This is a genomic window from Stenotrophomonas sp. CFBP 13724 (genome assembly GCF_014841975.1).
Taxonomy (GTDB): Bacteria; Pseudomonadota; Gammaproteobacteria; order Xanthomonadales; family Xanthomonadaceae; genus Stenotrophomonas; species Stenotrophomonas lacuserhaii.
The window spans coordinates 1,909,242-1,933,547 of record NZ_JACYUW010000001.1 but is presented as its reverse complement, the minus strand read 5'-3'; the positions used below and the strand labels follow the sequence as shown (position 1 = coordinate 1,933,547).

The following is a 24,306-nucleotide window of genomic DNA, read 5'->3' as shown; positions in this document are numbered from 1 at the left end:
GCAACGGGGTAAACCCATGTCCACAGCGATATCTGCTTCCTCCGGCACGCAGGGCGAGAACACCGCCTTCATCGTGCTGATCAGCTGCGTGGCCACCATTGGTGGCTTCCTGTTCGGCTTCGACAGTGGCGTCATCAACGGCACCGTCGACGGCCTTCGAAGTGCGTTCAATTCCAGCGAAGCCGCGCTCGGCTTCGAGGTGGCTTCCATGCTGTTGGGGTGTGCCATCGGTGCGTTCCTGGCCGGGCGGCTCGGTGACCTGCTGGGACGGCGCAGCGTGCTGATCATCTCGGCGGTGTTGTTCCTGCTGTCGGCGCTGGGCGCCGGTGCCGCACACGCGTCATGGCTGTTTGTCACGGCGCGCGTGATCGGTGGGTTCGCGGTCGGCGCGGCCAGCGTGATGGCCCCGGCGTACATCGCCGAAGTGGCCTCGGCGCGCTATCGCGGCAAGCTTGCCACGGTGCAGCAGATCGCCATCATCAGCGGCCTGTTCGCAGCCTTCCTGAGCAACTTCCTGCTGGCGCGCGCGGCCGGCGCGTCCACTGAAGTGCTGTGGCTGGGACAGGAGGCATGGCGCTGGATGTTCTGGATGCAGGCCATACCTTCGCTGCTGTTCCTGGCGTTGCTGCTGGTGATCCCGGAAAGCCCGCGCTTCCTGGTGGCCAAGGGCCGCAGATCGGACGCCTTGTCGGTGCTGACGCGCCTGTACGGCGCGGTGGAGGCGCAGGCCAAGCTCGGTGAAATCGAGTCCAGCCTGGCCCAGGACCAGCACCGGCCTTCGTTTGCCGATCTCAAGGACCAGGCCACCGGCAAGCTGCGCGGCATCGTCTGGGTGGGCATCGGGCTGGCCGTGCTGCAGCAGCTGGTCGGCATCAACGTGGTGTTCTACTACGGCGCGGTGCTGTGGCAGGCGGTGGGCTTCTCCGAAAACGATGCATTGCTGATCAACGTGCTGTCCGGTGCGCTCAGCATCGGTGCGTGCCTGGTGACGGTGGTGCTGATCGACCGTATCGGCCGCAAGCCGCTGCTGTGGGTGGGCTCGGTCGGCATGGCGCTCTCGCTGGCGTTGATGGTGGTGGCGTTCTCCAGCGGCAGCCTGGTCGATGGCAAGCTGCAGTTGTCCGATGGCATGGGACGGCTGGCGCTGGTCGCAGCCAATGTCTACGTGGTGTTCTTCAACATGTCCTGGGGCCCGGTGATGTGGGTGATGCTGGGCGAAATGTTCCCCAACCAGATCCGCGGTTCGGCGCTGGCCGTGGCCGGCGCGGCGCAGTGGACCTCGAACTTCGCCATCACCGTGACCTTCCCGATCCTGTTGGCCGGCATCGGCCTGGCCGGTGCGTACAGCATCTATGCGGTGGCCGCGTTCCTGTCGATCTTCTTCGTCTTCCGTTATGTTCGCGAGACCAAGGGCAAGGAACTGGAACAGATGGAAGGCTGACCTGTGCCGCAGGTCCGGCGCTTCGGCGCCGGGCCTTCGGCGGCCGGCCTCGACCCGCAGCGCACAGGCACAAAAAAACCCGCTCATCGCGGGTTTCTTGCTTCCTGCTGCAGTGACTGGTGCTCCCTAGGGGACTCGAACCCCTGTTTTAGCCTTGAGAGGGCCACGTCCTAACCTCTAGACGAAGGGAGCGTTTGAAGTGTCACTGCCGGGGCAGGCGCGCTAGTATATGCATCTCGATGCCATTGGGCAATCCCGAAACTTCAACCGGAAGCGCCAACATCATTCCCTCCGTGACAACCCCGATAAGCCTGCGCGTGATCCCGCGCGACCAGCACACCATCTCGCGCAAGGACATCAGCCCCAACGCCGTGCGCGTGCTGTACCGCCTGCGCGATGCCGGCTTCGGCGCCTACCTGGTGGGTGGCGCCGTGCGCGACCTGCTGGTCAATGGCCACCCCAAGGACTTCGACGTGGCCACCGACGCCACGCCCGAACAGGTCAAGCAGCTGTTCCGCAACTGCCGCCTGATCGGGCGACGCTTCCGCCTGGCGCATGTGGTGTTCGGCCGCGAGATCATCGAAGTGGCCACCTTCCGCGCCAACATCGATGACGGCAGCGGCGACCGCGAGATGGAAAACGGCATGCTGGTACGCGACAACGTGTACGGCTCCATCGAAGACGATGCCATCCGCCGTGACTTCACCTGCAACGCGTTGTACTACGCGATCGAGGATTTCTCGGTGCGTGATTACACCGGCGGATTCGAGGACGTGCAGGCCCGCCTGATGAAGCTCATCGGCGATCCGGAACAGCGCTACCGCGAAGATCCCGTGCGCATGCTGCGTGCCGTGCGACTGGCCGGCAAGCTCGGTTTCCAGATCGAGGAAAAGACCGCCGCGCCGATCCCGCAGCTTGCCAGCCTGCTCAACGAAGCCGCCCCGGCGCGCCTGTTCGAAGAAGTGCTCAAGCTGTTCCTGGGCGGACATGGCGTGGCCAGCTTCGAAGGCCTGGAGCGTTACGGCCTGTTCGATGTGATGTTCCCGGAAAGTGGCAAGGCGCTGCGTTCCAACCGCAGTGGCGCGCTGCGCCGCATGCTCATCGAAGGGCTGGCCAACACCGACCAGCGCGTGGCCAACGACGAGCCGGTGTCGCCGTCGTTCCTGTTCGCGCTGCTGCTGTGGCCGGCGTTCTGCCGCACCCAGGCCACGCTGCTCAAGCAGGGTGTGGCCGAAGAAGAAGCGCAGCGTCGCGCCGCTGACCGGGTGACCCTGCACCAGCTGACCACCATCGCACTGCCGCGGCGCTTCTCGCTGCCGATGCAGGAGATCTGGCTGTTGCAGGCGCGCTTCGGCTCACGCCAGCGCAAGCGCGTGTTCCGCACGTTGACCCACCCGCGTTTCCGCGCGGCGTTCGACTTCCTGATCCTGCGCCAGGTGGCTTCCAGCGAACACGCCGGCGACGTGGCGTTCTGGCGCGAAGCCCAGCAGCAGTCCGGCCGTGAGCTGGAAAGTGCGCTGGACGACCTGCATACGCATGACGCTGAAGAGGTGGGCGACGAGCCGCGCAAGCGCCGTCGTCGCCGTCGTCGCCCGGGTGCCCCCGGCGCACCGGCTGCCGAGTAAGCGGCGTGGTCAGGGCATGGATCGGCCTGGGCGCCAACCTCGGTGACGCCGCCAGCACCGTCAGTGCGGCGATCGAGGCGCTGGACGGCCTGGCCGGTACCGAACTGACCCGCGCTTCGCTGCTGTATGCCAGCCCCGCCTGGGGCAACCCGGACCAGCCGCCGTTCGTCAATGCGGTGGCCTGCGTCCAGACCGACCTGCCGCCGCTGGCCTTGCTCGACGCCCTGCTGGCGCTGGAAACCGGCTTCGGTCGGGTGCGTGATCCGGCCGTGCACTGGGGCCCGCGCCTGCTGGACCTGGACCTGCTGCTGTATGGCGACCAGGTGATCGACCTGCCGCGCCTGCAGGTGCCGCATCCGTACCTGCACCAGCGCGCGTTCGTGCTGGTGCCGCTGGCTGAAGTAGCGCCGGACCTGGTGATTCCCGGGCAGGGTCGCGTGCGGGATGCAGTGATGCAGGTAACGGCCAGCGGGATCGTGCCGATAAGGAGATAATGGGGCGGTTATCACCCCCGGTTATTTCCTGATGAGCACCCACGCAGACAGCAAGCCCTGGACCGTCCCGGCGCTGGCCGAGGCCAAGCGCAATGGCCAGAAGCTGGTCATGTTGACCGCCTACGACGCCGGTTTCGCCCGCACCTTCGACGCCAACGGGGTTGATCTGATCCTGGTCGGCGATTCGCTGGGCATGGTCGTGCAGGGGCACGATTCGACCCTGCCGGTGACCGTGGCCGAGATGGTCTACCACACCGGCGCGGTGGCCCGCGTGGTGCAGCGCGCGCTGCTGATCGCCGACCTGCCGTTTGGCGCCGACGCCACCCCGGAACGTGCCTTCGATGCGTCGCTGCAGCTGCTGCAGGCGGGCGCGGAGATGGTCAAGATCGAAGGCGCCGGCTTCAAGCTGGATATCATCCGCCACCTGGTGGAGCGCGAAATCCCGGTATGCTCGCATCTTGGACTGACCCCGCAGTCGGTGCTGCGCCTGGGCGGCTACCGCGTGCAGGGCCGCGGCGATGCCGCCCGCCAGTTGGTGGACGACGCAAAGGCCGTGGTCGCCGCCGGTGCCAGCATGGTGGTGCTTGAATGCCTGCCCACGCCGGTTGCCGCCGAGGTCACCGCCGCCGTTGCGGTGCCGACCATCGGCATCGGGGCTGGCCCGCAGTGCGACGGACAAGTGCTGGTGATGCATGACATGCTGGGCCTGGACAGCGGCCATCGCCGGCCGAAATTCGTCAAGGATTTCCTTGCCGAAGGCGGTTCGGTAGCCGGCGCCACCCGCGCCTACGCCGATGCCGTGCGCAACGGCACCTTCCCCGACACCGAGCACGCCTACGCCTCATGATCCAGACCATTACCGAACTTGCCCAGCTGCGCGCGACCGTCAGCGGCTGGAAGCGCGAAGGCCTGCGCGTGGCGCTGGTGCCTACCATGGGCAACTTGCATGCAGGCCACTATTCGCTGGTCGCGCTGGCGCGGCAGTACGCTGATCGCGTGGTGTCCAGCGTGTTCGTCAACCCGACCCAGTTCGGGCCGAACGAGGACTTCACCCGCTACCCGCGCACGCCCGAGGCCGATACCAGTGGCCTGGAAGCGGCCGGCTGCGACGTGCTGTGGCTGCCGACGGTGGAATCGATGTATCCGTTCGGCGTGGAACTGGCCGCCAACGTCAGCGTGCCCGGCATCAGTGGGCTGCTCGAAGGCGCGCATCGTCCTGGTCACTTCGATGGTGTGTGCACGGTAGTGTCGCGCCTGTTCAACCAGGTGCAGCCGGACGTGGCCGCTTTCGGCAAGAAGGACTACCAGCAGCTTGCGGTGATCCGCCAGATGGTGGCCGACCTGGCTTTCCCGATCCAGATCGTCGGCGGGGACATCGTGCGCGAGGACGACGGCCTGGCGATGAGTTCGCGCAACCAGTACCTGGACGGCGTGCAGCGCCCGGCTTCGACCACCATCCATCGTGTGCTGCAGGGCATGCGCGAGGGCTACATCACCGGGCTGTCGCGTGAGCGCATCGAAGCCGATGCGGCCGCTGCCCTGCAGGCTGCGGGGTTCCAGGTGGACTACGCCGCGCTGCGTACGCCGGACCTGATCGAGCCACCGCACGAGGGCGGGCCGCGGGTGGCGCTGATCGCCGCGCGGCTGGGCAGCACCCGGCTGATCGACAACCTTGAGTTCTGACGCCCAGGCAACGGGGTCAGAGTCCTTTTCGCGAGCGAAAAGGACTCTGACCCCTCTTTTAAAGCTGTTCCAGCGCCCGCCGGACCAGGCCCTCGCGGTACCAGGTCCTATCAGGGTAGACCGGCTGCCCGCAGGCTATCCGTGCTTCATGGATCTGCACTGCGATCTCCATCGCCCTGGTTGATTCCAGATCGAGCCTGGTCGGCTCGGGCGGCGGATCGGCCTGCCCGCTGCCGGTCGCCGCAACGGGAGCAGCACCGCACACGCAGTAGCGGAAGCCGCTGGCCACCGACCTTGCCTTGTCCGCCTGTTCGGCTTCGGCCCAGGCCGCCTGCGCCAGCTTTGCCTCCAGGTTCGCGATCCTGCGCAACATAGGGTGCGCGGCGTAGATCCCGGTGGCCGGAAACTGCAGCGCATCCTTTGCCTTGGCCTTGGCCTTCGCCATGGCCTTGGCCTCGACCGGCGCAGCGGCCGGCTGCCGCGCGGCCGGCAACTCGGCGCAGCGCTGCAGCGGCGCGGCCGTCGGTCGGTGCCGGTTGCGTACGGCAACCGAGCGCAGCGGTCTCCGCCGGGGTTCTGCGGGGGCATCGCCGATCCGGGTGGGACCGGAGAAGCGGCGGACAAGCTGGTCGAAATCCTTGGCACGGCTGAGGGTGGCGAACATGGAAACTCCTCGATGGAAGGCCCAGTTCACCGTACGGGGCGCCCTCGCGCTTGCGGGAATCGTGCGTGGCGGACGGGAGCTGAACCGCTGCCTGACCGGCGCGGGATGGCCCTGTCGCCAATCCGCCCGGTGGTAGAATTGCGGCTTTCCTCACCCGTACCACCTGCTGCCATGCACCTGTCCCTGCTGAAGACCAAGATCCACCGCGCCACCGTCACCCATTCGGAGCTGAACTACGAAGGGTCGATCGCGATCGACGACAACCTGCTGGCGGCCACGGGCATCCGTGAGTTCGAGCAGGTGCACATCTGGGACGTCACCAATGGCGCCCGGTTCAGCACCTATGCCATCCGTGCCGAAGCCGGCAGCGGCGTGGTCTCGCTCAATGGCGGCGCCGCCCGTCACGTGCAGGTCGGCGACATCATCATCATCGCTGCCTTCGCCACGATGAGTGAGCAGGAAGCAGACAGCTTCCGGCCGAAGCTGGTATATGTGGACGGCAACAACCAGATCTCCCATACCAACGACAGCATTCCGACCCAGGCCGCATGACAACGAACAACGGACTCGACACGCTTCACTCCCATGCCCAGCGCCTGCGTGGCGCGCGCATCCCCGACCTGTTCGCGGCCGAACCCGGCCGGGTAAAGGATCTGGCACTGCGGGTCGGTCCGTTGTACGTCAATTTCGCACGGCAGAAATACGATGCCGCGGCGCTGCAGGCATTGCTGTCGCTGGCTGCCGAACGCGATGTCGGCGGCGCCATCGCGCGCCTGTTCCGCGGCGAGCAGGTCAACCTCACCGAAGGCCGCGCCGCGCTGCACACCGCGCTGCGCGGTGATGTGGTCGATGCGCCGGTGGCTGCCGATGCCTACGCCACCGCGCGCGAGGTCCGCCAGCGGATGGGCGAGCTGGTGCGCGCGCTGGAAAACAGCGGCGTCACCGATGTGGTGAGCGTGGGTATCGGCGGCTCGGACCTGGGTCCGCGGCTGGTTGCCGACGCCCTGCGTCCGGTGGACGGCAGCCGCCTGCGCGTGCATTTCGTGTCCAACGTGGATGGCGCCGCCATGCAGCGCACGCTGGCCACGCTGGATCCGGCACGCACTGCCGGCATCCTTATTTCCAAGACCTTCGGTACCCAGGAGACGCTGCTCAACGGGCAGATCCTGCATGACTGGCTGGGCGGCAGCGAACGCCTGTATGCGGTCAGCGCCAACCCCGAGCGTGCGGCCAAGGCCTTCGACATCGCCTCCAGCCGCGTGCTGCCGATGTGGGACTGGGTCGGTGGCCGCTATTCGCTGTGGTCGGCGGTCGGTTTTCCGATCGCGCTGGCAATCGGCTTCGAGCGTTTCGAAGCCTTGCTGGAAGGCGCCTCGCAGATGGACGCGCACGCACTGGATGCGCCGCTGGAGCGCAACCTGCCGGTGCTGCACGCCCTGACCGATATCTGGAACCGCAACGTGCTGGGCCATGCCACGCACGCGGTGATGACCTATGACCAGCGCCTGGCGCTGCTGCCGGCCTACCTGCAGCAGCTGGTGATGGAAAGCCTGGGCAAGCGCGTGCAGCGCGATGGCCAGCCGGTCGCCAGCGATACCGTGCCGGTGTGGTGGGGCGGGGCGGGCACCGATGTACAGCACAGCTTCTTCCAGGCGCTGCATCAGGGCACCAGCGTGATCCCGGCCGACTTCATCGGTTGCGTGCGCAGTGACAATCCCTACACGGTCAACCACCAGGCGCTGCTGGCCAATCTGCTGGCGCAGACCGAAGCGCTGGCCAATGGCCAGTCCAGCGACGATCCGCACCGCGATTATCCCGGCGGCCGGCCGAGCACGTTGATCCTGCTCGATGCGCTGACCCCGCAGGCGCTGGGTGCGCTGATCGCGATGTACGAACACGCGGTGTACGTGCAGTCGGTGATCTGGAACATCAACGCCTTCGACCAGTTCGGCGTGGAGCTGGGCAAGCAGCTCGCCGGGCAGCTGCTGCCGGCGCTGCAGGGCGAGGCGGTGGACATCACCGATCCGATGACCCGCGAAGTGCTGGGCCTGCTGAAGTAACCCCCCGGTCGTGACGGCCGCTGGCCGTCAGGTTCCTGATGGGTGACGACCGTTGGTCGTCACGCGGTTGCCGTCCCCCGGCCGCTGCGCTCGCCGAGCATGGCTCGGCGCTACCGTGCCTACCGCGAAGGCTCCGGGCTCGGCCGCTTGGCCAGCTTGCGCTGCAGTGAACGCCGGTGCATGCCCAGCAGGCGCGCGGCGGCTGACACGTTGCCACCGGTCTCATGCATCGCCTGCTGGATGTGCTCCCACTGCAGCCGGCTGATCGGTGTCATCGCATCGGGCAGCTCCAGCTCGCCGTCGTCGTCCGGGCCGTCATCTTCTTCGCCCAGTGCGCGCAGGATCATCGGCACCGTGGCCGGCTTGGGCAGGTAATCGTCCGCGCCCAGCTTGATCGCCTCCACCGCGGTAGCGATGCTGGCATAGCCGGTCACCAGCAGGATGCGCATGTCCGCGCGCAGCGCGCGCAGCGGCTGGATCAGCGCCAGTCCGGACTCACTGCCAAGCTTCAGGTCGATCAGGGCGAACGCCGGCGGCTGCTGCCGGGCCAGCAGCAATGCGCTTGCCGAATCCTGCGCCGTACGCGTTTCCAGCCCTTTGCGCGCGAGGCTGCGCTGCAGGGTGCGCAGGTAGAGCTCGTCATCATCAACCAGCAGGCCATCACCGTGCAGCGAGGCCGGGGTGGGGAAGGGCGTGTTCATGGGGTTTCCTCGCGGGGGACCAGGGGGATGCGGAAGCCGACGCGGCTGCCGGCGCCCTGCGCCGGACGCATCCACATTTCACCGTGCAGGCGTTCGATGGTGGCGTGGGAAAGGGCCAGTCCCACCCCCATGCCTTCGCTCTTGCTGGAGCTGAACAAGGTGCCGGGCAGTACGGCCTTGCGGGTGTCGAAGCCGGGGCCGAAGTCGCGCACCTCGCCGACCAGATCTTCGCCCTCGATGCGCAGCGACAGCTCCACTTCCGCACGCCCGACCTGTTCGCCGGCTTCGGCGGCGTTGTTCAGCAGGACCATCAGCAGATGGCCCACGCCGGCATCCAGCGGCCGGGTCAGCGGGGCGTCGGGGTTGCGGGTGAGGGTGATGGTCGGGCGCACCAGCCGCCACTGTTCCAGCACCTGCAGGGCGGTGGACGGTCCGCGGCCGGGGGCATCCGGCGACGCCGGCGCGGCCAGCGCCAACACCCGTTCGCGGCACTGCACCAGCAGCTCGCGCAGGGTTTCCACATCGTCGCGCACGTCGGTACTCTGGTTCTGTTCGGCGATGTCGTCGGCCAGCAGGGTCATGGTCGCCAGGGGCGTATTGAGTTCGTGGGCGACCGAGGCCGCATGGGTGGCCAGTGCGACGATGCCTTCGTTGCGCGCGAAGCGCTCGCGCAGCAGCGACAGTTCGTGTTCGCGCTGGCGCAGGGCGATCGCCAGCCGGGTGGAGAACGCCAGCACCACCGTCACCGAGATCAGGAAGTTGGCCACCACGCCCCATTGCTGCAGGACTTCCGGCGCAAAGTAGCCGCCTGCGGGCAGTGGCAGGCCGAACGCTGCGCTCACGCAGTAGCCGATCAGGCAGGCAGCGGCCACCGCCAGCGTCCAGCGTGCCGGCAGGGCGAGCGCCGCCAGGGCGATCAGGATCAGGAACAGCGAGCCGAACGGGTTGGTGATGCCGCCACTCCAGCCGACCATCCAGGTCAGCACGGTCACATCCACCAGGATGTGCCCGAATGCGGTCACCGGGGCGGTATCGGTGCCATGGACGCGCAGCTGGGCGTAGGTGTTGAACAGCGCCAGCACGGCCACGCCGGCCCACAGCGGAACCTGCGGCAGCGGCAGCCCAAGCACCCAGGTGGCGACCAGGATGGTGGCCGCCTGGCCAGCGGTGGCCAGCCAGCGCAGGCTGCACAGGGTCTGCAGGAAGGGGGCATCGGGGGAGGTCATGATGGCCATCGTATGCGTTGCCCGCGTGTACCGCCTGCGACAATCGGCCGCACATGCCACCGCGGCTGAATGGGAGTCACCCGACGGTCGCGCAGCAGCGCTAGAATATTGCGATGCATGACGCCGTTTCCCGACCGACACCGCCCGCCGAGCCCACCTCCTGGCCGCGCCGACTGACCCAGCCTGTCCGCATCGGCGGCGTGGTGGTGGGCGGTGGCAAGCCGGTGGTGGTGCAGTCGATGACCAACACCGATACCGCCGACGTGGCGTCCAGCGTCAAGCAGGTCGCCGAGCTGTGGCGGGCCGGTTCGGAAATGGTGCGCCTGACCGTCAACAACCCCGAGTCCGCCGCGGCCATTCCGCGCATCGTCGACAAGCTGGCGATGATGGGCATCGAGGTGCCGCTGATCGGTGACTTCCATTACAACGGCCACCAGCTGCTGAGCGCTGAGCCGGCGTGTGCCGAGGCACTGGCCAAGTACCGTATCAATCCGGGCAACGTCGGCTTCGGCAAGAAGAAGGACCTGCAGTTCGCGCAGCTGATCGAGTTCGCGATCCGCTACGACAAGCCGGTGCGCATCGGTGCCAACTGGGGCTCGCTGGACCAGTCGCTGGCGGCCCGGCTGATGGATGAGAACATCCAGCGCGAACAGCCGTGGGATGCCGGCCGCGTGCTGCGCGAAGCACTGATCCGGTCGGCGCTGGATTCAGCCGAAACCGCGGTCGAACTCGGCCTGCCACGCGACCGCATCGTGCTCTCGGCGAAGGTCAGCGGGGTGCAGGAGCTGATCGCGGTGTATCGCGATCTCGCCCAGCGCTCGGACTTTGCCCTGCATCTGGGCCTGACCGAAGCCGGCATCGGCAGCAAGGGCATCGTGGCTTCGGCGGCGGCGCTGGCGGTGCTGATGCAGGAAGGCATCGGTGACACCATCCGGATTTCGCTGACGCCCGAACCGGGCCAGTCGCGGACCCAGGAAGTGATCGTCGCCCAGGAGCTGCTGCAGACCACCGGGCAGCGTGCGTTCACCCCGCTGGTCACCGCCTGCCCGGGTTGTGGCCGCACCACCTCCGAGTTCTTCCAGGAGCTGGCGAAAGTGGTTCAGAACCACGTGCGCGAACGCATGCCGCTGTGGAAGATCGAACATCCCGGGGCGGAGAACATGACGCTGGCCGTGATGGGCTGCATCGTCAACGGGCCGGGTGAGTCGCGTCACGCCAACATCGGCATTTCGCTGCCGGGTACCGGTGAGGCGCCCGCCGCGCCGGTGTTCGTCGATGGTGAAAAGAAGATCACCCTGCGCGGCGAGAACATCGCCCAGGATTTCGTCAAGCTGATAGACGACTACGTCGAACAGAACTATGTCCGAAGCGCCGGGTAAGTCGGGGATGACGGACGGGTCGGAGGAAGAGGCTGCCGGCGTCCGGCACTGGCTGTCGCGCAACGCCTGGCGCTTCGTGCTGCTGTTTGCCGGCGTGCTGCTGCCGCTGGCGGTGTTCGTCGAGCTCGCCGATGAGGTGCACGAGTTCGAGGCCTTCCATTTCGACGCGCCGTTGTTGTGGCGTCTGCACGGCTGGCATGGGCCGGTACTGGACCAGGTGGTGGTGATCATCACCCGGCTCGGCTACGAGTGGTTCCTGATCCCGGCCGACGTGGTCATCGTAGTGGCGCTGTTGTGGTTCAAACGATGGCGCGAAGCGGCCTTTGCCGCCATCGGCTTCGTCGGCTCGGCACTGCTGAACATGGGCAGCAAGCAGTTCTTCCAGCGTGACCGGCCGAGCCTGTGGGAATCGATCGCGCCGGAATCGACCTACAGCTTCCCAAGCGGCCACGCGATGGGGTCGATGACCTTCGCCTGCGTGGCCGTGCTGCTGGCCTGGAACACCCGCTGGCGCTGGCCGGTGGCCTTGGCGGCGCCGCTGTTCGCGGTGCTGGTCAGCGTGTCCCGGGTCTACCTGGGGGTGCATTACCCTTCCGACATCCTGGCCGGCTGGTGCGCTGCGCTGGTCTGGGTGGTGGGCTGCTATCTGGTGATGTTCCGCCAGCGCCGACCGTGGCGCCGGGGTGCAGATGTTCCGGTGGCGTGAATGAATCATAAAGATCGGATCGTTAGTAGGCTATATTGATCCCGAACGTGGATTCACGGCGGACCTTCGAACGCGGAGCCGGGGCAGTGTGATTCCGGCCGCATTTCGGAACCTGCTGTCGGGTATTGCGCTTGTGGGACCTCTTCCCGGTACCTACCGTGGAAGTCGGAAGCGGTAGTGAAAGGGGAAGATGCATGACGATTCGTGTCTATCTGGTGGATGACCACGCACTGGTCCGCACCGGCATGAAGATGATCCTGTCCGGCGAAACCGATATGGAGGTCATCGGCGAGGCGGAGTGCGGCGAAGACGCGCTGCGCGAAATCCGGCAACTGAAGCCGGATGTGGTGCTGTGCGATCTCCACCTGCCGGGCGTCAGTGGGCTGGAAGTGACCGAACGGATCGTGCGCGGCCAGGAAGCCACGCGGGTCGTCATCGTGTCGGTGCTGGAAGACGGGCCGATGCCCAAGCGCCTGCTGGAAGCCGGTGCATCGGGCTACATCAGCAAAGGCTGCAATGCGCAGGAACTGCTGCGCGCGGTCCGCGATGCGTCACTGGGGCGGCGTTACCTGGGCAGCAACATCGCGCAGAACCTGGCCCTGTCCACGGTGGAAGGCAGCGCCTCGCCGTTCGACAGCCTGTCACCGCGCGAACTGGAAGTGGCCCTGCTGCTGACCCAGGGGCTGCGCCAGGAAGACATCGCGCGCCGGCTGAGCCTGAGCGCCAAGACCATCAACACGCACAAGGCGCGCCTGTTCGAAAAGATGGGAATCCACGACAACATCGCACTGGCCCGCATGGCCAGCCAGTACGGCCTGGTGGACCCGGCACGACCGATGTAATCGCGATGGGTGGTGGGTGGCGGGTGACGACCACGGGTCGTGGTGGGTGACGACCGTTGGTCGTGGTGGGTGACGACCGTTGGTCGTCACGCTCTTGCCCCCGCCGAGCATGGCTCGGCGCTACCACTCGCCGGACCCGGGAGCTATCGCTCAGCGACCGCGCACCCGCGCCACGATCTTCGCCGCACCGGCAGCGGCATCACGCACCTTGTCCCACGCCCCGTCGGCGATCCAGTTGCCCGGCACCATCCACGAACCGCCGATGCAGACCACGTTCTTCTGCTCCAGGTATTCTGCGGCGCTGTCTTCGGTGATGCCACCGGTCGGGCACAGCTTCAGGTCCGGCACCGGCCCGGCAAGGCCCTTGATCATCGCCAGCCCACCCACGGCGGTGGCCGGGAACAGCTTGCAGACCCGGAAGCCGCGCGCATACAGCGCCAGCAGTTCGGTCGGCGACGCCGCACCGGGCACCACCGGCAGCGGCGCAGCAGCCAGTGCATCGGCCATGTGCGACGGCGTGCCCGGGGTGACCAGGAAGTCCGCACCGGCATCGATGGACTGCTGCATCTGCTCCACCGTCAGCACCGTGCCGGCACCGACGACCACGCCCGGCAGCTCGCGCTTCAACATCGCCAGCGCTTCCATCGCCACCGGCGTACGCAGGGTCAGCTCGATGGCCGGCAAGCCGCCGTCCAGCAGCGCCGCACTGACCGCCCGCGCCTGATCCAGCGTATGCACCGTGACCACCGGCAGGATCCCCGCCGCCGTCAACATTTCCGCCGCCCGCACCTGATGCTGCTGAATGCTCATGCCCTGCTTTTCCTTTTTATTTATCTGCGACGCGTGGATGCGCCGACGTGTGTCCGAGGTGGCGGTGGGAATGCCGCCGCCGGGACCGCTCTCGCGCACGACGCGCGAGTGCGAGCCCCCATGGATGGGTTCACGGCGTGTCCTGGCGGCGGCATTCCCACCGCCACCGCCAGCCGACCAACCCGCCGCGCAACGCGCTCAGGCGTCCTTCGCCTCATGCGGCGCTGCCGCCGCCGCGGCATCATGCCCCAGCTCATATTCCGCATCGTAATCCCACGCACTGCCATCGGCCGCCGCCGGCCCGCACGAAATCGAGATCGCGCCCTGGTCGGCCGGCCCCACCACCAGGCGGTTCACCGCGAACAGATTACGTCCCAGATCGTTGGCCGCTGGTGCGGTGTTTGGCGCATGCGTGCGTGCCGTCCATTCGGCCTCGTCGACCAGCACCTCCAGCGTGCCCGCCTCACCATCCAGGCGGATGATGTCGCCCTCGCGCAGCTTGCCCAGCGGGCCGCCGCGGGCGGCTTCCGGGGTCATGTGGATCGCCGCCGGAATCTTGCCCGACGCACCCGACAGGCGGCCATCGGTCACCAGCGCCACGCGCCGGCCCTGGTTCTGCAGCAGGCCCAGCAGCGGTGCCAGCGAATGCAGTTCCGGCATGCCGTTGGCACGCGGCCCCTGGTAGCGCACCACGGCCACGAAGTCCTGCGGCAGCAGGCCGGCGGCATGCAGCTTGTTCAGCACCTGCGGCGCATCCACGACGACCGCAGGGGCCTCGATGCTGCGGTACTGCGGCTTTACCGCCGACAGCTTGATCAGCGAACGACCCAGGTTGCCGCGCAGCAGGCGCAGGCCGCCTTGGCTTTCGAAGGGATTGTCCACGCCGCGTGCGACCTCTTCATCGGCGCTGCGGATGATGCCGTCCACCCAGGTGACCTGGCCATCCTGCAGGCGTGGCTCGCGCGCGTAGTCGGCCATGCCACCGCGTGCCACGGTGACGATGTCGCCGTGCATCAGCCCGGCGCGGATCAGCTCGCCGAACACGAAGGCCGGGCCGCCGGCGGCGGCGAAGCGGTTCACGTCGGCCTCGCCATTCGGGTACACCCGGGTCAACAGCGGGATCAGCTGTGACAGCTGGTCCATGTCATCCCAGGTCACCACGATGCCGGCGGCACGGGCCACCGCGATCCAGTGGATGGTGTGGTTGGTGGAGCCGCCGGTGGCCATCAGCGCGATGATCGCGTTGATGATCGCACGCTCGTCGATGAGCCGTCCGATCGGGCGGTAATCATCGCCCAGCGCGGTCATTTCCAGCGCACGCACGGTGGCTTCGCGGGTCAGCGCGCCGCGCAGGGTCTGTTCCGGGTTGACGAACGAGGCGCCCGGCAGCTGCACCCCCATCGCTTCCAGCAGCACCTGGTTGGAGTTGGCCGTGCCGTAGAACGTGCAGGTGCCCGCGCCGTGGTAGGAGGCTGCTTCGGCTTCCAGCAGTTCCTCGCGCGTGGCTTCGCCGGCAGCGTAGCGCTCGCGCACTTCGGCTTTCTGCTTGTTCGGAATGCCCGGGGTCATCGGGCCGGCCGGCACAAATATTGAGGGCAGGTGGCCGAAGGCCAGCGCGCCGATCAGCAGGCCCGGCACGATCTTGTCGCACACGCCGAGGTAGATCGCCGCATCGAACATGTCGTGGCTGAGCCCGATGGCGGTGGACTGGGCGATGACATCGCGTGAGAACAGCGACAGCTCCATGCCGCCGCGGCCCTGGGTCACGCCATCGCACATCGCCGGCACGCCGCCGGCCACCTGCGCGGTCGCGCCCCATTCGCGGGCGATTTCACGGATCTGCTCGGGATAGGTTTCGAACGGCTGGTGCGCCGACAACATGTCGTTGTAGGAGGTGATGATGCCGAGGTTCGGCGTCACCCCGCCGCGCAGGCGGCCCTTGTCGGTGCCACCGCAGGCGGCGAAGCCGTGGGCAAGGTTGCCGCAGCTCAGGCGGCTGCGGAACGGGCCATCGCGCAGGGCGGCGTCGATGCCGGCCAGGTAAGCGGCGCGCGAAGCGGCGCTGCGGCGCACGATGCGCTCGGTGATGGCGTGCAGTTGCGGATGCAGACTCATTGGCTACCAGCGTGGAAGAGGTGGCGAGAGGGAACGTCGGATCAGTCGGCCCAGTACACGCGCAGGCGCGGGCCGGGCTGGTCGATGGCGGCGAGGATCGGGTACTGCTGGACATCGTTGCTGTCCAGTGCGTGCTGCAGGACTTCCAGTTTCTGCTTGCCGCGCAGCAGCAGCAGGCGCTGGCGGCAGGCGCGCAGGCCGTGCGGGGTCAGCGTGATGCGCAGCGGCCACTGGTTCGAACCGGGGCAACCGGTCGCGTCCAGTGCGGCATAGGGCAGGGTGCTTTCCAGCGCGCGTTGCAGATCGCGCGATCCCGGGAACAGCGAGCAGGTATGCCCGTCATTGCCCATGCCCAGTGCGACCACGCTCGGTGGCAGGCTGTACTGCGCCTGCAGGTTGGCGGTATAGACGCACTCCGGCAACGGCTTGCCGATGCGCACCAGCGGATCGAAATGAGCCCCTTCGGCGCGCTGCAGGAAGCTTTCGCGGACCAGGTGGGCGTTGCTGTCGCGATCCTGCGGCGACAGCCAGCGCTCATCGGCCAGGCTCACTTCCACCCGGTCCCAATGCACGTCCAGTTCGGCCAGTGCCTGGTACACCGGGGCCGGCGTGGTGCCGCCGGACAGCAGCATGCGCGCGCGGCCGTGTTCGGCGATGTCGGTGTTGAGGATCTTCGCCATGTCGGCGGCGACCGCTTCGATCCAGCCGTCGGCCTCGCGGTGGGCGATGAACTCGACGCGATCAGAAGAGAACGGGGTAGGCATCAGGCAGCAGCTCCAGCGACGGCGCACTCGGCATCGACGGCGTACGCCGCCGCACCCAGCAGGCCCGGATTGGGATGGATCACCGCCAGCGACGGCACCCGGCCCATGATCGAAGAGAAGCGCCCCTTGTGTTCGAAGCGCTGGCGGAAACCGGAATGCTGCAGTGATTCCAGCATGCGCGGCACCAGTCCGCCGGTCAGGAATACGCCGTCCCATGCGCCCTGTATCAGCACCAGGTCGCCGGCGATGGCGCCGAAGATCGCGCAGAACAGGTCCACCGCGCGCATCGCCTGCGGATCACCCGCGCCGGCGCGTGCGGTGACGTCGGCCGGCTTCAGGTGGCCCGGGTCGAAACCGGCCATCTCGCATACGGCGCGATGGATGTTGACCAGGCCGGGGCCGCAGATCAGGCGTTCGTTGGAGACACGGCCGAAGGTTTCCGAGAGGATTTCCAGGATGCGGATTTCTTCCGGCGTGCCCGGCGGGAAACTGACATGGCCGCCCTCGGTTTCCAACGGGAAGCAGCGGTCGTGGCGGATCACCAGGCCACCGACGCCCAGCCCGGTGCCCGGGCCGATGACGCCGTAGTTGGCCGGCGCACCGCTGCGTCGTGGGCTCCAGCTGGCGCCACCGATCTGCACCACGTCCTTGGGTTGCAGCAGCGAAATGGCCATCGCCTGGGCAGCGAAATCGTTGATCAGGTGCAGCTCGGTAAAACCGAGCATGGCGGCGGTGCGGCTGCGCGAAATCACCCAGGGGTGATTGGTGATGCGGGCTTCATCGCCGTCCACGCGGCCGGCCACCGCGAACACACCGCGGCTGGCTTCGGCACCCACTTCCTGCAGGTAGTGGCGGGCGGCATCGCCGAGCGAAGGGAAGTCCACCACCGGGAATTCGCGGATGCTGTCTTCCAGCAGCGGCGTGTCATGCGCGGTGTCCGCCAGCGCGAAGCGCGCGTTGGTGCCGCCGATGTCGGCGACCAGGATCGGCTGCGCCAGCACCGTCATGCCTTGTCCCCGGTCGTGCCGCCATCGACATCGCCGGGCAGGAAGCCGGCTGCGGCGTCCGGTCCCCACGAACCGGCGGGGTAGGGCTGCAGCGGCAGCGCGGCGTCCTTCCAGGCATCGGCCACACTGTCGATCCACTGCCAGGCTGCGCGCACTTCGTCATCGCGTACGAACAGCGCATGGTTGCCGTTGAAGGCATCCAGGAACAGGCGTTCATAGGCGATGCGGCGGTGCAGGCCGGTCGGCACGGACAGCTCCAGTTCCAGCGGCTGCAGTTCCAGCGCGCCCCATTCCGGGCCGGCCAGGCTGCTCATCAGGCCCAGTTCGATGTTCTCCTGCGGCTGCAGCTGGAACACCAGTCGGTTTGGCGTGGCCTGGCCGCGGTGCGGACGTTCGAACAGCCAGTGGGTGACCGGCTTGAGGGTCACCACCACGCGGCTGGTGCGCTCGGGCAGGCGCTTGCCGGTGACCAGGTGGAACGGCACGCCGCTCCAGCGCCAGTTGTCGATGTGCGCGGTGACGCCGGCGAAGGTTTCCACGTCGCTGCCTTCCGGCGGCTGGTAGGCCTGTGCGGGTTGGCCGTCGATGGTGCCGGCGGTATAGCGGCCACGGACGCTGTCACGCGCGGCGTGCTTGGCATCCAGCGGACGCAGCGAGCGCAGCACCTTGACCTTTTCATCGCGGATGCGGTCGGCTTCCAGCGATGCCGGCGGCTCCATCGCCACCAGGCACAGCAGCTGCAGGATATGGCTCTGCACCATGTCACGCAGCGCGCCGGAGCGTGCGTAGTAGGCATCGCGGCCGTCCACGCCTTCGCTCTCGGACACCAGGATGTGCACCGATTCGATGTAGTTGCGGTTCCAGACCGCTTCCAGCAGCGTATTGCCGAAGCGCAGTGCGATCAGGTTCTGCACCGCTGCCTTGCCCAGGTAATGGTCCAGGCGGAATACGCGGTCTTCGTCGATCCACTGGCCGATGGTGCCGATGATCTGTTCGGCACTTTCGCTGTCGCTGCCGATCGGCTTCTCCAGCATCAACCTGTGCGGTGCCGCCAGCGCGCCCCCCTTGGCCAGCCCTTCGCAGGTGGAGATGTACAGGCCCGGCGGGATGGCCAGGTAGCTGACGCAGCGGCGGTCGACCAGGTCGGACACCGCTTCGGCCACCGAATCGGCGTTGCGCAGGTCCACCGAGCGGTAGTCGATGCGCTGCAGCAGCGAGGCGATGTCCTCGCCGGTGGCCAGGGGCATGGCCTGCTGCAGGCGCGGGCGCAGGATGTCCCGGAACGCCGCGGTGTCATGCGGTGAGAGCGCCAGGGCGCGGACCTTGAAGTCTTCCGGCAACAGGCCGTCGCCAAGCAGGCGCAGCAATGAAGGGAAGAGGTAGCGCTGGGCCAGATCGCCGGTGGCGCCGAACAGGAAGAGGGTATCGTGCATCGCTCGAGTTTCAGATCCGGGTGACATCGTTGTCAATCGCTGCCTGGCTGGGTTCCGGGGAAGGTTTGGCACTGCTTTGTCCGCCTGCTGCAACGGGCCATCCGGCGTCTGCCGATACGACCCGCCACGGGCGGGCGGGGTACTGTCCGTACATCGTGACGCAGATGATGCGTTCCGACCTAGGGATACTGCCACGTGAAAACGTTTACATGGCAGAATGTGCAACTGTATTCGATTGCATTGGCGCCGTCATGCGGCACTGAGGCAAAAACACTGCCGTCGGGAGGGCCGAAGGCAGTCCACGTGCAACAGCCCCGGTGACGGGCGGACTGGAAGAGTGATATGGCAAAAGTGCAGTTGCAGGGTGTGCGCAAGGTCTACGACAACGGCCAGGTCGCGGTGAAGGACGCTACCTTCGAGGTCGCCGATGGCGAGCTGATGGTATTGGTCGGCCCGTCGGGCTGCGGCAAGTCGACCCTGCTGCGGATGATCGCCGGGCTGGAAGAAATCAGTGGCGGTACGCTGACCATCGGCGAGCGCGTGGTCAACGACGTGGCGCCGAAAGACCGCGACATCGCCATGGTGTTCCAGAGCTACGCGCTGTATCCGCACATGACCGTGGCCGAGAACCTGGCCTTCGGGCTGAAGCTGCGCGGCCACGACAAGGCCACCATCGACAAGCGCATCAGCGAAGCGGCGCAGACGCTGGGCCTGACCGACATGATGGACAAGCTGCCTAAGGCGATGTCCGGTGGGCAGCGCCAGCGCGTGGCGCTGGGCCGTGCACTGGTGCGCGAGCCGGCGGTGTTCCTGCTGGACGAGCCGCTGTCCAACCTGGATGCCAAGCTGCGCCACAGCGTGCGCACCGAAATCGCACAGCTGCACCGCAAGCTGGGCACCACGATGATCTACGTGACCCATGACCAGGTCGAAGCGATGACCCTGGGCCAGCGCATCGTGGTGCTGAAGGACGGCGTGATCCAGCAGATCGACACGCCGATGGAACTGTACGACCGTCCGGCCAATCTGTTCGTGGCGGGCTTCCTCGGCAGCCCGGCGATGAACGTGCTGCGTGGCACCCTTCAGGGTAGTGCGGCCGGTGTGGTGGTGCGCGATGGCGACTGGACGGCGCCGCTGGGCCAGGCGACCATCGATCCGCGCTGGCTGGACAAGGCGATCGCGGTGGGCGTGCGCCCGGAGCACCTGCAGCCGGCCGACGCCGGTGCGGAATGGACGTTCGATGCGCGCATCGAAGGCATCGAGCCGGTAGGCAACGAAATCTTCGTGAACCTGGTCAGCGGCCAGCATGCGCTGACCATGCGGGTGGCTCCGCGTGCGCTGCCGGCAGTGGGCGAGACGCTGAAGCTGGCCGTGCAGCCCAATGCGCTGCATTTCTTCGATGCGGAAACCGGCGAACGCCTAGGCGCCTGATCGGGGTAGCGACGGCCGCTGGCCGTCAGCCACATCGGTAGTGACGGCCGCTGGCCGTCAGCCACATCGGTAGTGACGGCCGCTGGCCGTCAGCAGGCTGCATGACGACCAGCGGTCGTCACTACCCAAGCGCGGTCAGCGCGCCAGGCCATCGCGCAGCGACAACCGCTGCGCCGGTGCGCCGCCCACGCTGAGCGCGGCATCGCTGGTTTCCAGCGGCAACACCGCCAGTGCCAGCTCGCCGGCCACGCTGGCAATGCTGCCCAGCACCGCGCCGTCCTGCTCCACGCTGGCGCCCGGTTCTGCATTTGCCGACAGCTGCAGCAGCTGCAATGCCCGCTTGGCCTTGCCCAGGAAATGCGTGCGCGCGACGATTTCCTGGCCGGGGTAGCAGCCCTTGCGGACGCTGTAACCGTTCAGCCGATCCAGTCCCAGCTGCTGCGGAGTCCAGTGTTCGCGCTGGCTCGGCACCAGGCGGGGCAGGCCCAGCCGCAGGTCGGCCTGGCGCCACGCGGCGGTCAATGCCGCATCGGCGTCCGCCGTCTTGATGTCGGCCTCCGTCGGGGTGATGTGCATCACCCGCAACAGATCCGTTCCGCCAAGGTCCAGTTCCAGCATTTCTTCCAGCGAACCGGCCACGGCTGCGCCGACCGCGGCCTGCGGCGCAGCGAAAGCAGCCCGCACCCGGAGATCGTCGCGGCGCGTGATTTTCACCTTGCGACGGAACACAAAACGCTGCAACTGCGAAGCAATCTCATCTGCGTCGCCGTCAGCGAAGACCAGCAGGAGCGCGTCGGAGCTGAGCCGGATGAGCTGAAACACCCCGATCGTGCGGCCTTTGGCGGTCAACCACGCGCTCCAGTGCCAATGCGAATCGCTCAGCGCGGCCACGTCACTGGAGAACTGCGCCTGCGCGAACGCCACCGCATCCGGGCCGGAAAGGGACACCAACTGGCGGTCTTCCAGCAGGCCATATGCAACTAAATCGGGGGAAAGGTTGTCAGGCACGTGAACGAGGTCTAGAATTTGTGCGTTGCGAGAATCCTGATGATAGGCCAAACAACCCCCACACCCGACACCGAAACTGAAGCTCCGCTGGATCCGACGGCGCCCGCGCCCGAAGGCATGCCTGCCGAGCAGAAGGAATACGGTGGCCGCGGCGGACTTGATCCGGTGCGCTACGGTGATTGGGAGAAAAACGGACGCTGCATCGATTTCTGATCCAGCATTGAGCCAACGCGGCATTGTGCCGCCCAGCCGAGACAACGAGCCCAGCGAATGGCGAGCAGAGAACGTCCCCTATCCCCGCACCTGCAGGTGTACCGCTGGCAGATCCAGATGGTTGCCTCGATCCTGCATCGAGCCACCGGCATCATCCTGTCGGTGGGCGCCCTGATCATTGCCGGCGGCCTGCTCGCCCTGATGATGGGTCCCGCGTCCTGGACCTGTTTCACCGACCACGCCGGTGCCTGGTACGGCCAGCTCATCCTGTTCGGATGGACCTGGGCCTTCGCCTACCACCTGCTCAACGGCATCCGCCACATGTGCCAGGACTTCGCCATCGGCATGAGCATTCCTTCGTTCGTGCGCAGCGCGTGGATTTCGGTGATCGGCTCGCTGCTGATCACCGCCCTGGTGTTCGGCTACGTGCTGCTTGCCGGAGGTGCTGCATGAGCCGTTTCCGCACCCCGCTGAAGAACGTGCGTGGCCTGGGTGCCGCCAAGACCGGCACCGAACACTTCGTCAACCAGCGCCTGACCGCCACCGCGCTGGTCGTGCTGTCGATCTGGTTCCTGGTGTTCGTGGTCGGCCTGATGGGCGACGACCATGCGACCGCCATGGCCGCCGTCGCCAAGCCGTGGAATGCGATCCTGGTGGTCGGCTTCCTGGTGGCCATGTTCTGGCATGCCCAGATCGGCCTGCAGGTGGTCCTTGAGGACTACATCCATAATTCGCTGCTGGCCGTCGCGCTGCAGACCACGGTGAAGTTCATCGCCGTGCTCGGCGCCATCGTCAGTGTGTTCGCTGTGGTCCGCATCGCGCTCGGCGCGGCCTGAACCCAGGCACCAAGACAGGAATACAGAGTAGATGTCCGCTTACAAGATCACCGAACACAAGTACGACATGGTCGTGGTGGGCGCCGGCGGTGCCGGTCTGCGCGCGACCTTCGGACTGGCTGCCAAGGGCCTGCAGACCGTGTGCCTGACCAAGGTCTTCCCGACCCGTTCGCACACCGTTGCCGCCCAGGGCGGCATCTCCGCCGCGCTCGGCAACATGGGCGAGGACGACTGGCGTTACCACTTCTACGACACGATCAAGGGCTCGGATTGGCTGGGTGACCAGGACGCCATCGAGTACATGTGCCGCGAGGCCATCCCGGCGATCATCGAGCTGGAACACTACGGCGTGCCGTTCAGCCGTACCGAAGAGGGCAAGATCTACCAGCGCCCGTTCGGTGGCATGACCACCAAGTACGGCGAAGGCCCGGCGGCGCAGCGCACCTGCGCGGCGGCCGACCGTACCGGCCACGCCATGCTGCACACGCTGTACCAGCAGTCGTTGAAGCACGATGCGCGCTTCATGATCGAGTACTTCGCGCTGGACCTGATCTTCGACGAAGACGGGACCTGCCGCGGCGTGCTGGCCATCGACATGGCCGAAGGTTCGCTGCACCTGTTCCGCGCCCAGGGCGTGGTGCTGGCCACCGGCGGCTACGGCCGTGCGTACTTCAGCGCCACCTCGGCCCACACCTGCACCGGCGACGGCGGCGGCCTGGCCATGCGCGCGGGCATCGCGATGCAGGACATGGAGTTCGTGCAGTTCCACCCGACCGGTATCTACGGCGCGGGCTGCCTGATCACCGAAGGCGTGCGCGGCGAAGGCGGCATCCTGCGCAACAGCAGCGGCGAGCGCTTCATGGAGCGCTACGCACCGCACTACAAGGACCTGGCATCGCGCGACGTGGTCGCACGTTCGATGACCGTGGAAATCCGCGAAGGCCGCGGCGTCGGCGAGCACAAGGACCACATCCTGCTCGACCTGACCCATCTCGGCCCGGGCGTGATCGACGACAAGCTGCCGGGTATCGCAGAAAGCGCGCGCATCTTCGCCGGCGTGGACGTGCACAAGCAGCCGATCCCGGTCATCCCGACCGTGCACTACAACATGGGCGGCATCCCGACCAACTTCCACGGTGAAGTGGTGCGCATCGACGGCGACAACCCCGATGCGGTGATCCCGGGCCTGTACGCCATCGGCGAAGCGGCCTGCGTGTCGGTGCATGGCGCCAACCGCCTGGGTTCCAATTCGCTGCTGGACCTGGTGGTGTTCGGTCGCGCGGTGGCCAACCGCTGCGCCGAGACGATCAAGCCGGGCGCTACGCACAAGCCGCTGCCGGCCGATGCCTGCGACAAGGCACTGGGCCTGCTGGACAAGCTGCGCTACGCCAAGGGCGATACGCCGACCTCGGTGATCCGCGACAACATGCAGCGGACCATGCAGGCCGATGCCGCGGTGTTCCGCACCAGCCAGACGCTGAAGGAAGGCTGCGAGAAGATGGCCGGCATCTTCGATTCGTTCCAGGACGTCAAGGTCAGCGATCGCTCGCTGGTCTGGAACTCGGACCTGATCGAAACCTACGAGCTGAACAACCTGCTGCTCAACGCAGTGGCGACGATCAACTCGGCCGAGCAGCGCAAGGAAAGCCGTGGTGCGCATGCGCACGAAGACTTCCCGGACCGCGACGACGTCAACTGGCACAAGCACACGCTGGTCAAGGTCGACGACAAGGGCAAGTGCAGCTTTGATTACCGCCCGGTGCACATGTACACGCTGACCGATGAGGTTGACGTGGTGCCGCCGAAGCCGCGCGTGTACTGATCGCGACCCCCGCCTACCATGCAATCCGCGCCTTGACGGCGCGGGC

General features: G+C 67.0%; 23 protein-coding genes and 1 tRNA gene. 14 read left to right on the top strand and 10 right to left on the bottom strand.

The annotated features are described in order from the left end of the window. Window positions 1-16: 16 nt before the first annotated feature. Window positions 17-1,441, top strand: a complete 1,425-nt coding sequence (locus tag IFT63_RS08500; protein WP_192083828.1) for a sugar porter family MFS transporter — start codon at window positions 17-19, stop codon at window positions 1,439-1,441. Window positions 1,442-1,558: 117 nt separating this feature from the next. On the opposite strand, the gene IFT63_RS08495 is transcribed toward IFT63_RS08500, so the two are convergent. Then, window positions 1,559-1,633: transfer RNA gene (locus IFT63_RS08495), tRNA-Glu, on the bottom strand. 53 nt (window positions 1,634-1,686) lie between these two features. Here IFT63_RS08495 and pcnB point away from each other — a divergent pair. The 4 genes from pcnB to panC are packed head-to-tail and all read left to right on the top strand — an operon-like array spanning window position 1,687 to window position 5,243. Continuing rightward, window positions 1,687-3,066, top strand: a complete 1,380-nt coding sequence (gene pcnB, locus IFT63_RS08490; RefSeq protein ID WP_192084192.1) for a polynucleotide adenylyltransferase PcnB — start codon at window positions 1,687-1,689, stop codon at window positions 3,064-3,066. A 5-nt stretch (window positions 3,067-3,071) separates the two neighbouring features. Continuing rightward, a complete protein-coding gene (folK, locus tag IFT63_RS08485; protein ID WP_042614032.1) occupies window positions 3,072-3,560 on the top strand; it encodes a 2-amino-4-hydroxy-6-hydroxymethyldihydropteridine diphosphokinase in 489 nt (162 codons plus the stop codon). 31 nt (window positions 3,561-3,591) lie between these two features. After that, window positions 3,592-4,407, top strand: a complete 816-nt coding sequence (gene panB, locus IFT63_RS08480; protein ID WP_042614031.1) for a 3-methyl-2-oxobutanoate hydroxymethyltransferase — start codon at window positions 3,592-3,594, stop codon at window positions 4,405-4,407. After that, window positions 4,404-5,243 (top strand): pantoate--beta-alanine ligase, encoded by an 840-nt coding sequence (gene panC / locus IFT63_RS08475; RefSeq protein ID WP_042614030.1) that lies wholly within the window; start codon window positions 4,404-4,406, stop codon window positions 5,241-5,243. Before panB ends, panC begins: the two co-directional genes overlap by 4 nt. A 58-nt stretch (window positions 5,244-5,301) precedes the next feature. On the opposite strand, the gene IFT63_RS08470 is transcribed toward panC, so the two are convergent. Then, a complete protein-coding gene (locus IFT63_RS08470; protein WP_192083827.1) occupies window positions 5,302-5,907 on the bottom strand; it encodes a hypothetical protein in 606 nt (201 codons plus the stop codon). Between the two features lie 171 nt (window positions 5,908-6,078). On the opposite strand from IFT63_RS08470, the gene panD reads away from it, so the two are divergent. Both panD and pgi read left to right on the top strand, forming a co-directional pair. After that, window positions 6,079-6,459 carry an aspartate 1-decarboxylase gene (panD, locus tag IFT63_RS08465; RefSeq protein WP_042614028.1) on the top strand — a complete coding sequence of 127 codons (381 nt, stop codon included), beginning with the start codon at window positions 6,079-6,081 and terminating at the stop codon, window positions 6,457-6,459. After that, a complete protein-coding gene (gene pgi / locus IFT63_RS08460; RefSeq protein ID WP_192083826.1) occupies window positions 6,456-7,967 on the top strand; it encodes a glucose-6-phosphate isomerase in 1,512 nt (503 codons plus the stop codon). Before panD ends, pgi begins: the two co-directional genes overlap by 4 nt. Before the next feature lie 119 nt (window positions 7,968-8,086). On the opposite strand, the gene IFT63_RS08455 is transcribed toward pgi, so the two are convergent. Together IFT63_RS08455 and IFT63_RS08450 are read right to left on the bottom strand one after the other, a co-directional pair. Further along, window positions 8,087-8,668, bottom strand: coding sequence for a response regulator transcription factor (locus IFT63_RS08455; protein WP_057508156.1), 582 nt, complete (start codon window positions 8,666-8,668; stop codon window positions 8,087-8,089). Further along, window positions 8,665-9,894, bottom strand: coding sequence for an ATP-binding protein (locus IFT63_RS08450; protein ID WP_042614038.1), 1,230 nt, complete (start codon window positions 9,892-9,894; stop codon window positions 8,665-8,667). Before IFT63_RS08450 ends, IFT63_RS08455 begins: the two co-directional genes overlap by 4 nt. 113 nt (window positions 9,895-10,007) lie before the next feature. Here IFT63_RS08450 and ispG point away from each other — a divergent pair, with 113 nt between their 5' ends. The 3 genes from ispG to IFT63_RS08435 all read left to right on the top strand — a co-directional run bounded on the left by ispG (window position 10,008) and on the right by IFT63_RS08435 (window position 12,821). Continuing rightward, on the top strand, window positions 10,008-11,273 hold the full coding sequence (gene ispG / locus IFT63_RS08445; protein ID WP_192083825.1) for a flavodoxin-dependent (E)-4-hydroxy-3-methylbut-2-enyl-diphosphate synthase: 1,266 nt from the start codon (window positions 10,008-10,010) through the stop codon (window positions 11,271-11,273). Then, window positions 11,254-11,979 (top strand): phosphatase PAP2 family protein, encoded by a 726-nt coding sequence (locus IFT63_RS08440; protein ID WP_192083824.1) that lies wholly within the window; start codon window positions 11,254-11,256, stop codon window positions 11,977-11,979. The genes ispG and IFT63_RS08440 overlap by 20 nt, the downstream gene beginning before the upstream one ends. 194 nt (window positions 11,980-12,173) lie before the next feature. Further along, window positions 12,174-12,821, top strand: coding sequence for a response regulator (locus IFT63_RS08435; RefSeq protein ID WP_042614023.1), 648 nt, complete (start codon window positions 12,174-12,176; stop codon window positions 12,819-12,821). A gap of 150 nt (window positions 12,822-12,971) precedes the next feature. Here IFT63_RS08435 and eda read toward each other — a convergent pair whose 3' ends face one another. The 5 genes from eda to zwf all read right to left on the bottom strand — a co-directional run bounded on the left by eda (window position 12,972) and on the right by zwf (window position 18,950). Further along, window positions 12,972-13,631 (bottom strand): bifunctional 4-hydroxy-2-oxoglutarate aldolase/2-dehydro-3-deoxy-phosphogluconate aldolase, encoded by a 660-nt coding sequence (gene eda / locus IFT63_RS08430; RefSeq protein WP_192083823.1) that lies wholly within the window; start codon window positions 13,629-13,631, stop codon window positions 12,972-12,974. Between the two features lie 198 nt (window positions 13,632-13,829). Further along, complete coding sequence (gene edd / locus IFT63_RS08425; protein ID WP_192083822.1) at window positions 13,830-15,746, bottom strand: phosphogluconate dehydratase; 1,917 nt, start codon at window positions 15,744-15,746, stop codon at window positions 13,830-13,832. Between the two features lie 41 nt (window positions 15,747-15,787). After that, window positions 15,788-16,510 (bottom strand): 6-phosphogluconolactonase, encoded by a 723-nt coding sequence (gene pgl / locus IFT63_RS08420; protein WP_192083821.1) that lies wholly within the window; start codon window positions 16,508-16,510, stop codon window positions 15,788-15,790. Then, entirely contained in the window at window positions 16,510-17,517 is a 1,008-nt protein-coding gene (gene glk, locus IFT63_RS08415) for a glucokinase (protein WP_101099858.1), read from the bottom strand. Before glk ends, pgl begins: the two co-directional genes overlap by 1 nt. Next, window positions 17,514-18,950, bottom strand: coding sequence for a glucose-6-phosphate dehydrogenase (gene zwf / locus IFT63_RS08410; RefSeq protein ID WP_192083820.1), 1,437 nt, complete (start codon window positions 18,948-18,950; stop codon window positions 17,514-17,516). The genes glk and zwf overlap by 4 nt, the downstream gene beginning before the upstream one ends. Before the next feature lie 342 nt (window positions 18,951-19,292). Between zwf and ugpC the strand changes: the two genes are divergently transcribed. Next, on the top strand, window positions 19,293-20,381 hold the full coding sequence (ugpC, locus tag IFT63_RS08405) for a sn-glycerol-3-phosphate ABC transporter ATP-binding protein UgpC (protein ID WP_042614016.1): 1,089 nt from the start codon (window positions 19,293-19,295) through the stop codon (window positions 20,379-20,381). Window positions 20,382-20,516: 135 nt separating this feature from the next. Here the strand turns inward: ugpC and IFT63_RS08400 are convergent, their stop codons facing one another. Next, on the bottom strand, window positions 20,517-21,389 hold the full coding sequence (locus IFT63_RS08400; RefSeq protein WP_342450490.1) for a folate-binding protein: 873 nt from the start codon (window positions 21,387-21,389) through the stop codon (window positions 20,517-20,519). A gap of 270 nt (window positions 21,390-21,659) precedes the next feature. On the opposite strand from IFT63_RS08400, the gene sdhC reads away from it, so the two are divergent. From sdhC to sdhA, 3 genes are read left to right on the top strand one after another with little or no spacing between them, the layout of a single operon-like run. Further along, window positions 21,660-22,055 carry a succinate dehydrogenase, cytochrome b556 subunit gene (gene sdhC, locus IFT63_RS08395; protein ID WP_042614014.1) on the top strand — a complete coding sequence of 132 codons (396 nt, stop codon included), beginning with the start codon at window positions 21,660-21,662 and terminating at the stop codon, window positions 22,053-22,055. Continuing rightward, window positions 22,052-22,438 (top strand): succinate dehydrogenase, hydrophobic membrane anchor protein, encoded by a 387-nt coding sequence (gene sdhD / locus IFT63_RS08390; protein ID WP_042614013.1) that lies wholly within the window; start codon window positions 22,052-22,054, stop codon window positions 22,436-22,438. The genes sdhC and sdhD overlap by 4 nt, the downstream gene beginning before the upstream one ends. A 31-nt stretch (window positions 22,439-22,469) precedes the next feature. After that, entirely contained in the window at window positions 22,470-24,260 is a 1,791-nt protein-coding gene (sdhA, locus tag IFT63_RS08385) for a succinate dehydrogenase flavoprotein subunit (protein ID WP_042614012.1), read from the top strand. Window positions 24,261-24,306 lie beyond the last annotated feature (46 nt).

Excerpts from the sequence above, each read along its gene's own strand:
- pgl (WP_192083821.1), bottom strand. The coding sequence starts at position 16,510 with ATGCCTACCCCGTTCTCTTCTGATCGCGTCGAGTTCATCGCCCACCGC.
- zwf (WP_192083820.1), bottom strand. The coding sequence starts at position 18,950 with ATGCACGATACCCTCTTCCTGTTCGGCGCCACCGGCGATCTGGCCCAG.
- panB (WP_042614031.1), top strand. The coding sequence starts at position 3,592 with ATGAGCACCCACGCAGACAGCAAGCCCTGGACCGTCCCGGCGCTGGCC.
- eda (WP_192083823.1), bottom strand. The coding sequence starts at position 13,631 with ATGAGCATTCAGCAGCATCAGGTGCGGGCGGCGGAAATGTTGACGGCG.
- IFT63_RS08450 (WP_042614038.1), bottom strand. The coding sequence starts at position 9,894 with ATGACCTCCCCCGATGCCCCCTTCCTGCAGACCCTGTGCAGCCTGCGC.
- pgi (WP_192083826.1), top strand. The coding sequence starts at position 6,456 with ATGACAACGAACAACGGACTCGACACGCTTCACTCCCATGCCCAGCGC.
- ugpC (WP_042614016.1), top strand. The coding sequence starts at position 19,293 with ATGGCAAAAGTGCAGTTGCAGGGTGTGCGCAAGGTCTACGACAACGGC.
- IFT63_RS08435 (WP_042614023.1), top strand. The coding sequence starts at position 12,174 with ATGACGATTCGTGTCTATCTGGTGGATGACCACGCACTGGTCCGCACC.
- IFT63_RS08500 (WP_192083828.1), top strand. The coding sequence starts at position 17 with ATGTCCACAGCGATATCTGCTTCCTCCGGCACGCAGGGCGAGAACACC.
- sdhC (WP_042614014.1), top strand. The coding sequence starts at position 21,660 with ATGGCGAGCAGAGAACGTCCCCTATCCCCGCACCTGCAGGTGTACCGC.
- glk (WP_101099858.1), bottom strand. The coding sequence starts at position 17,517 with ATGACGGTGCTGGCGCAGCCGATCCTGGTCGCCGACATCGGCGGCACC.
- panD (WP_042614028.1), top strand. The coding sequence starts at position 6,079 with ATGCACCTGTCCCTGCTGAAGACCAAGATCCACCGCGCCACCGTCACC.
- IFT63_RS08470 (WP_192083827.1), bottom strand. The coding sequence starts at position 5,907 with ATGTTCGCCACCCTCAGCCGTGCCAAGGATTTCGACCAGCTTGTCCGC.
- panC (WP_042614030.1), top strand. The coding sequence starts at position 4,404 with ATGATCCAGACCATTACCGAACTTGCCCAGCTGCGCGCGACCGTCAGC.
- edd (WP_192083822.1), bottom strand. The coding sequence starts at position 15,746 with ATGAGTCTGCATCCGCAACTGCACGCCATCACCGAGCGCATCGTGCGC.
- sdhD (WP_042614013.1), top strand. The coding sequence starts at position 22,052 with ATGAGCCGTTTCCGCACCCCGCTGAAGAACGTGCGTGGCCTGGGTGCC.
- IFT63_RS08455 (WP_057508156.1), bottom strand. The coding sequence starts at position 8,668 with ATGAACACGCCCTTCCCCACCCCGGCCTCGCTGCACGGTGATGGCCTG.
- sdhA (WP_042614012.1), top strand. The coding sequence starts at position 22,470 with ATGTCCGCTTACAAGATCACCGAACACAAGTACGACATGGTCGTGGTG.
- IFT63_RS08440 (WP_192083824.1), top strand. The coding sequence starts at position 11,254 with ATGTCCGAAGCGCCGGGTAAGTCGGGGATGACGGACGGGTCGGAGGAA.
- ispG (WP_192083825.1), top strand. The coding sequence starts at position 10,008 with ATGCATGACGCCGTTTCCCGACCGACACCGCCCGCCGAGCCCACCTCC.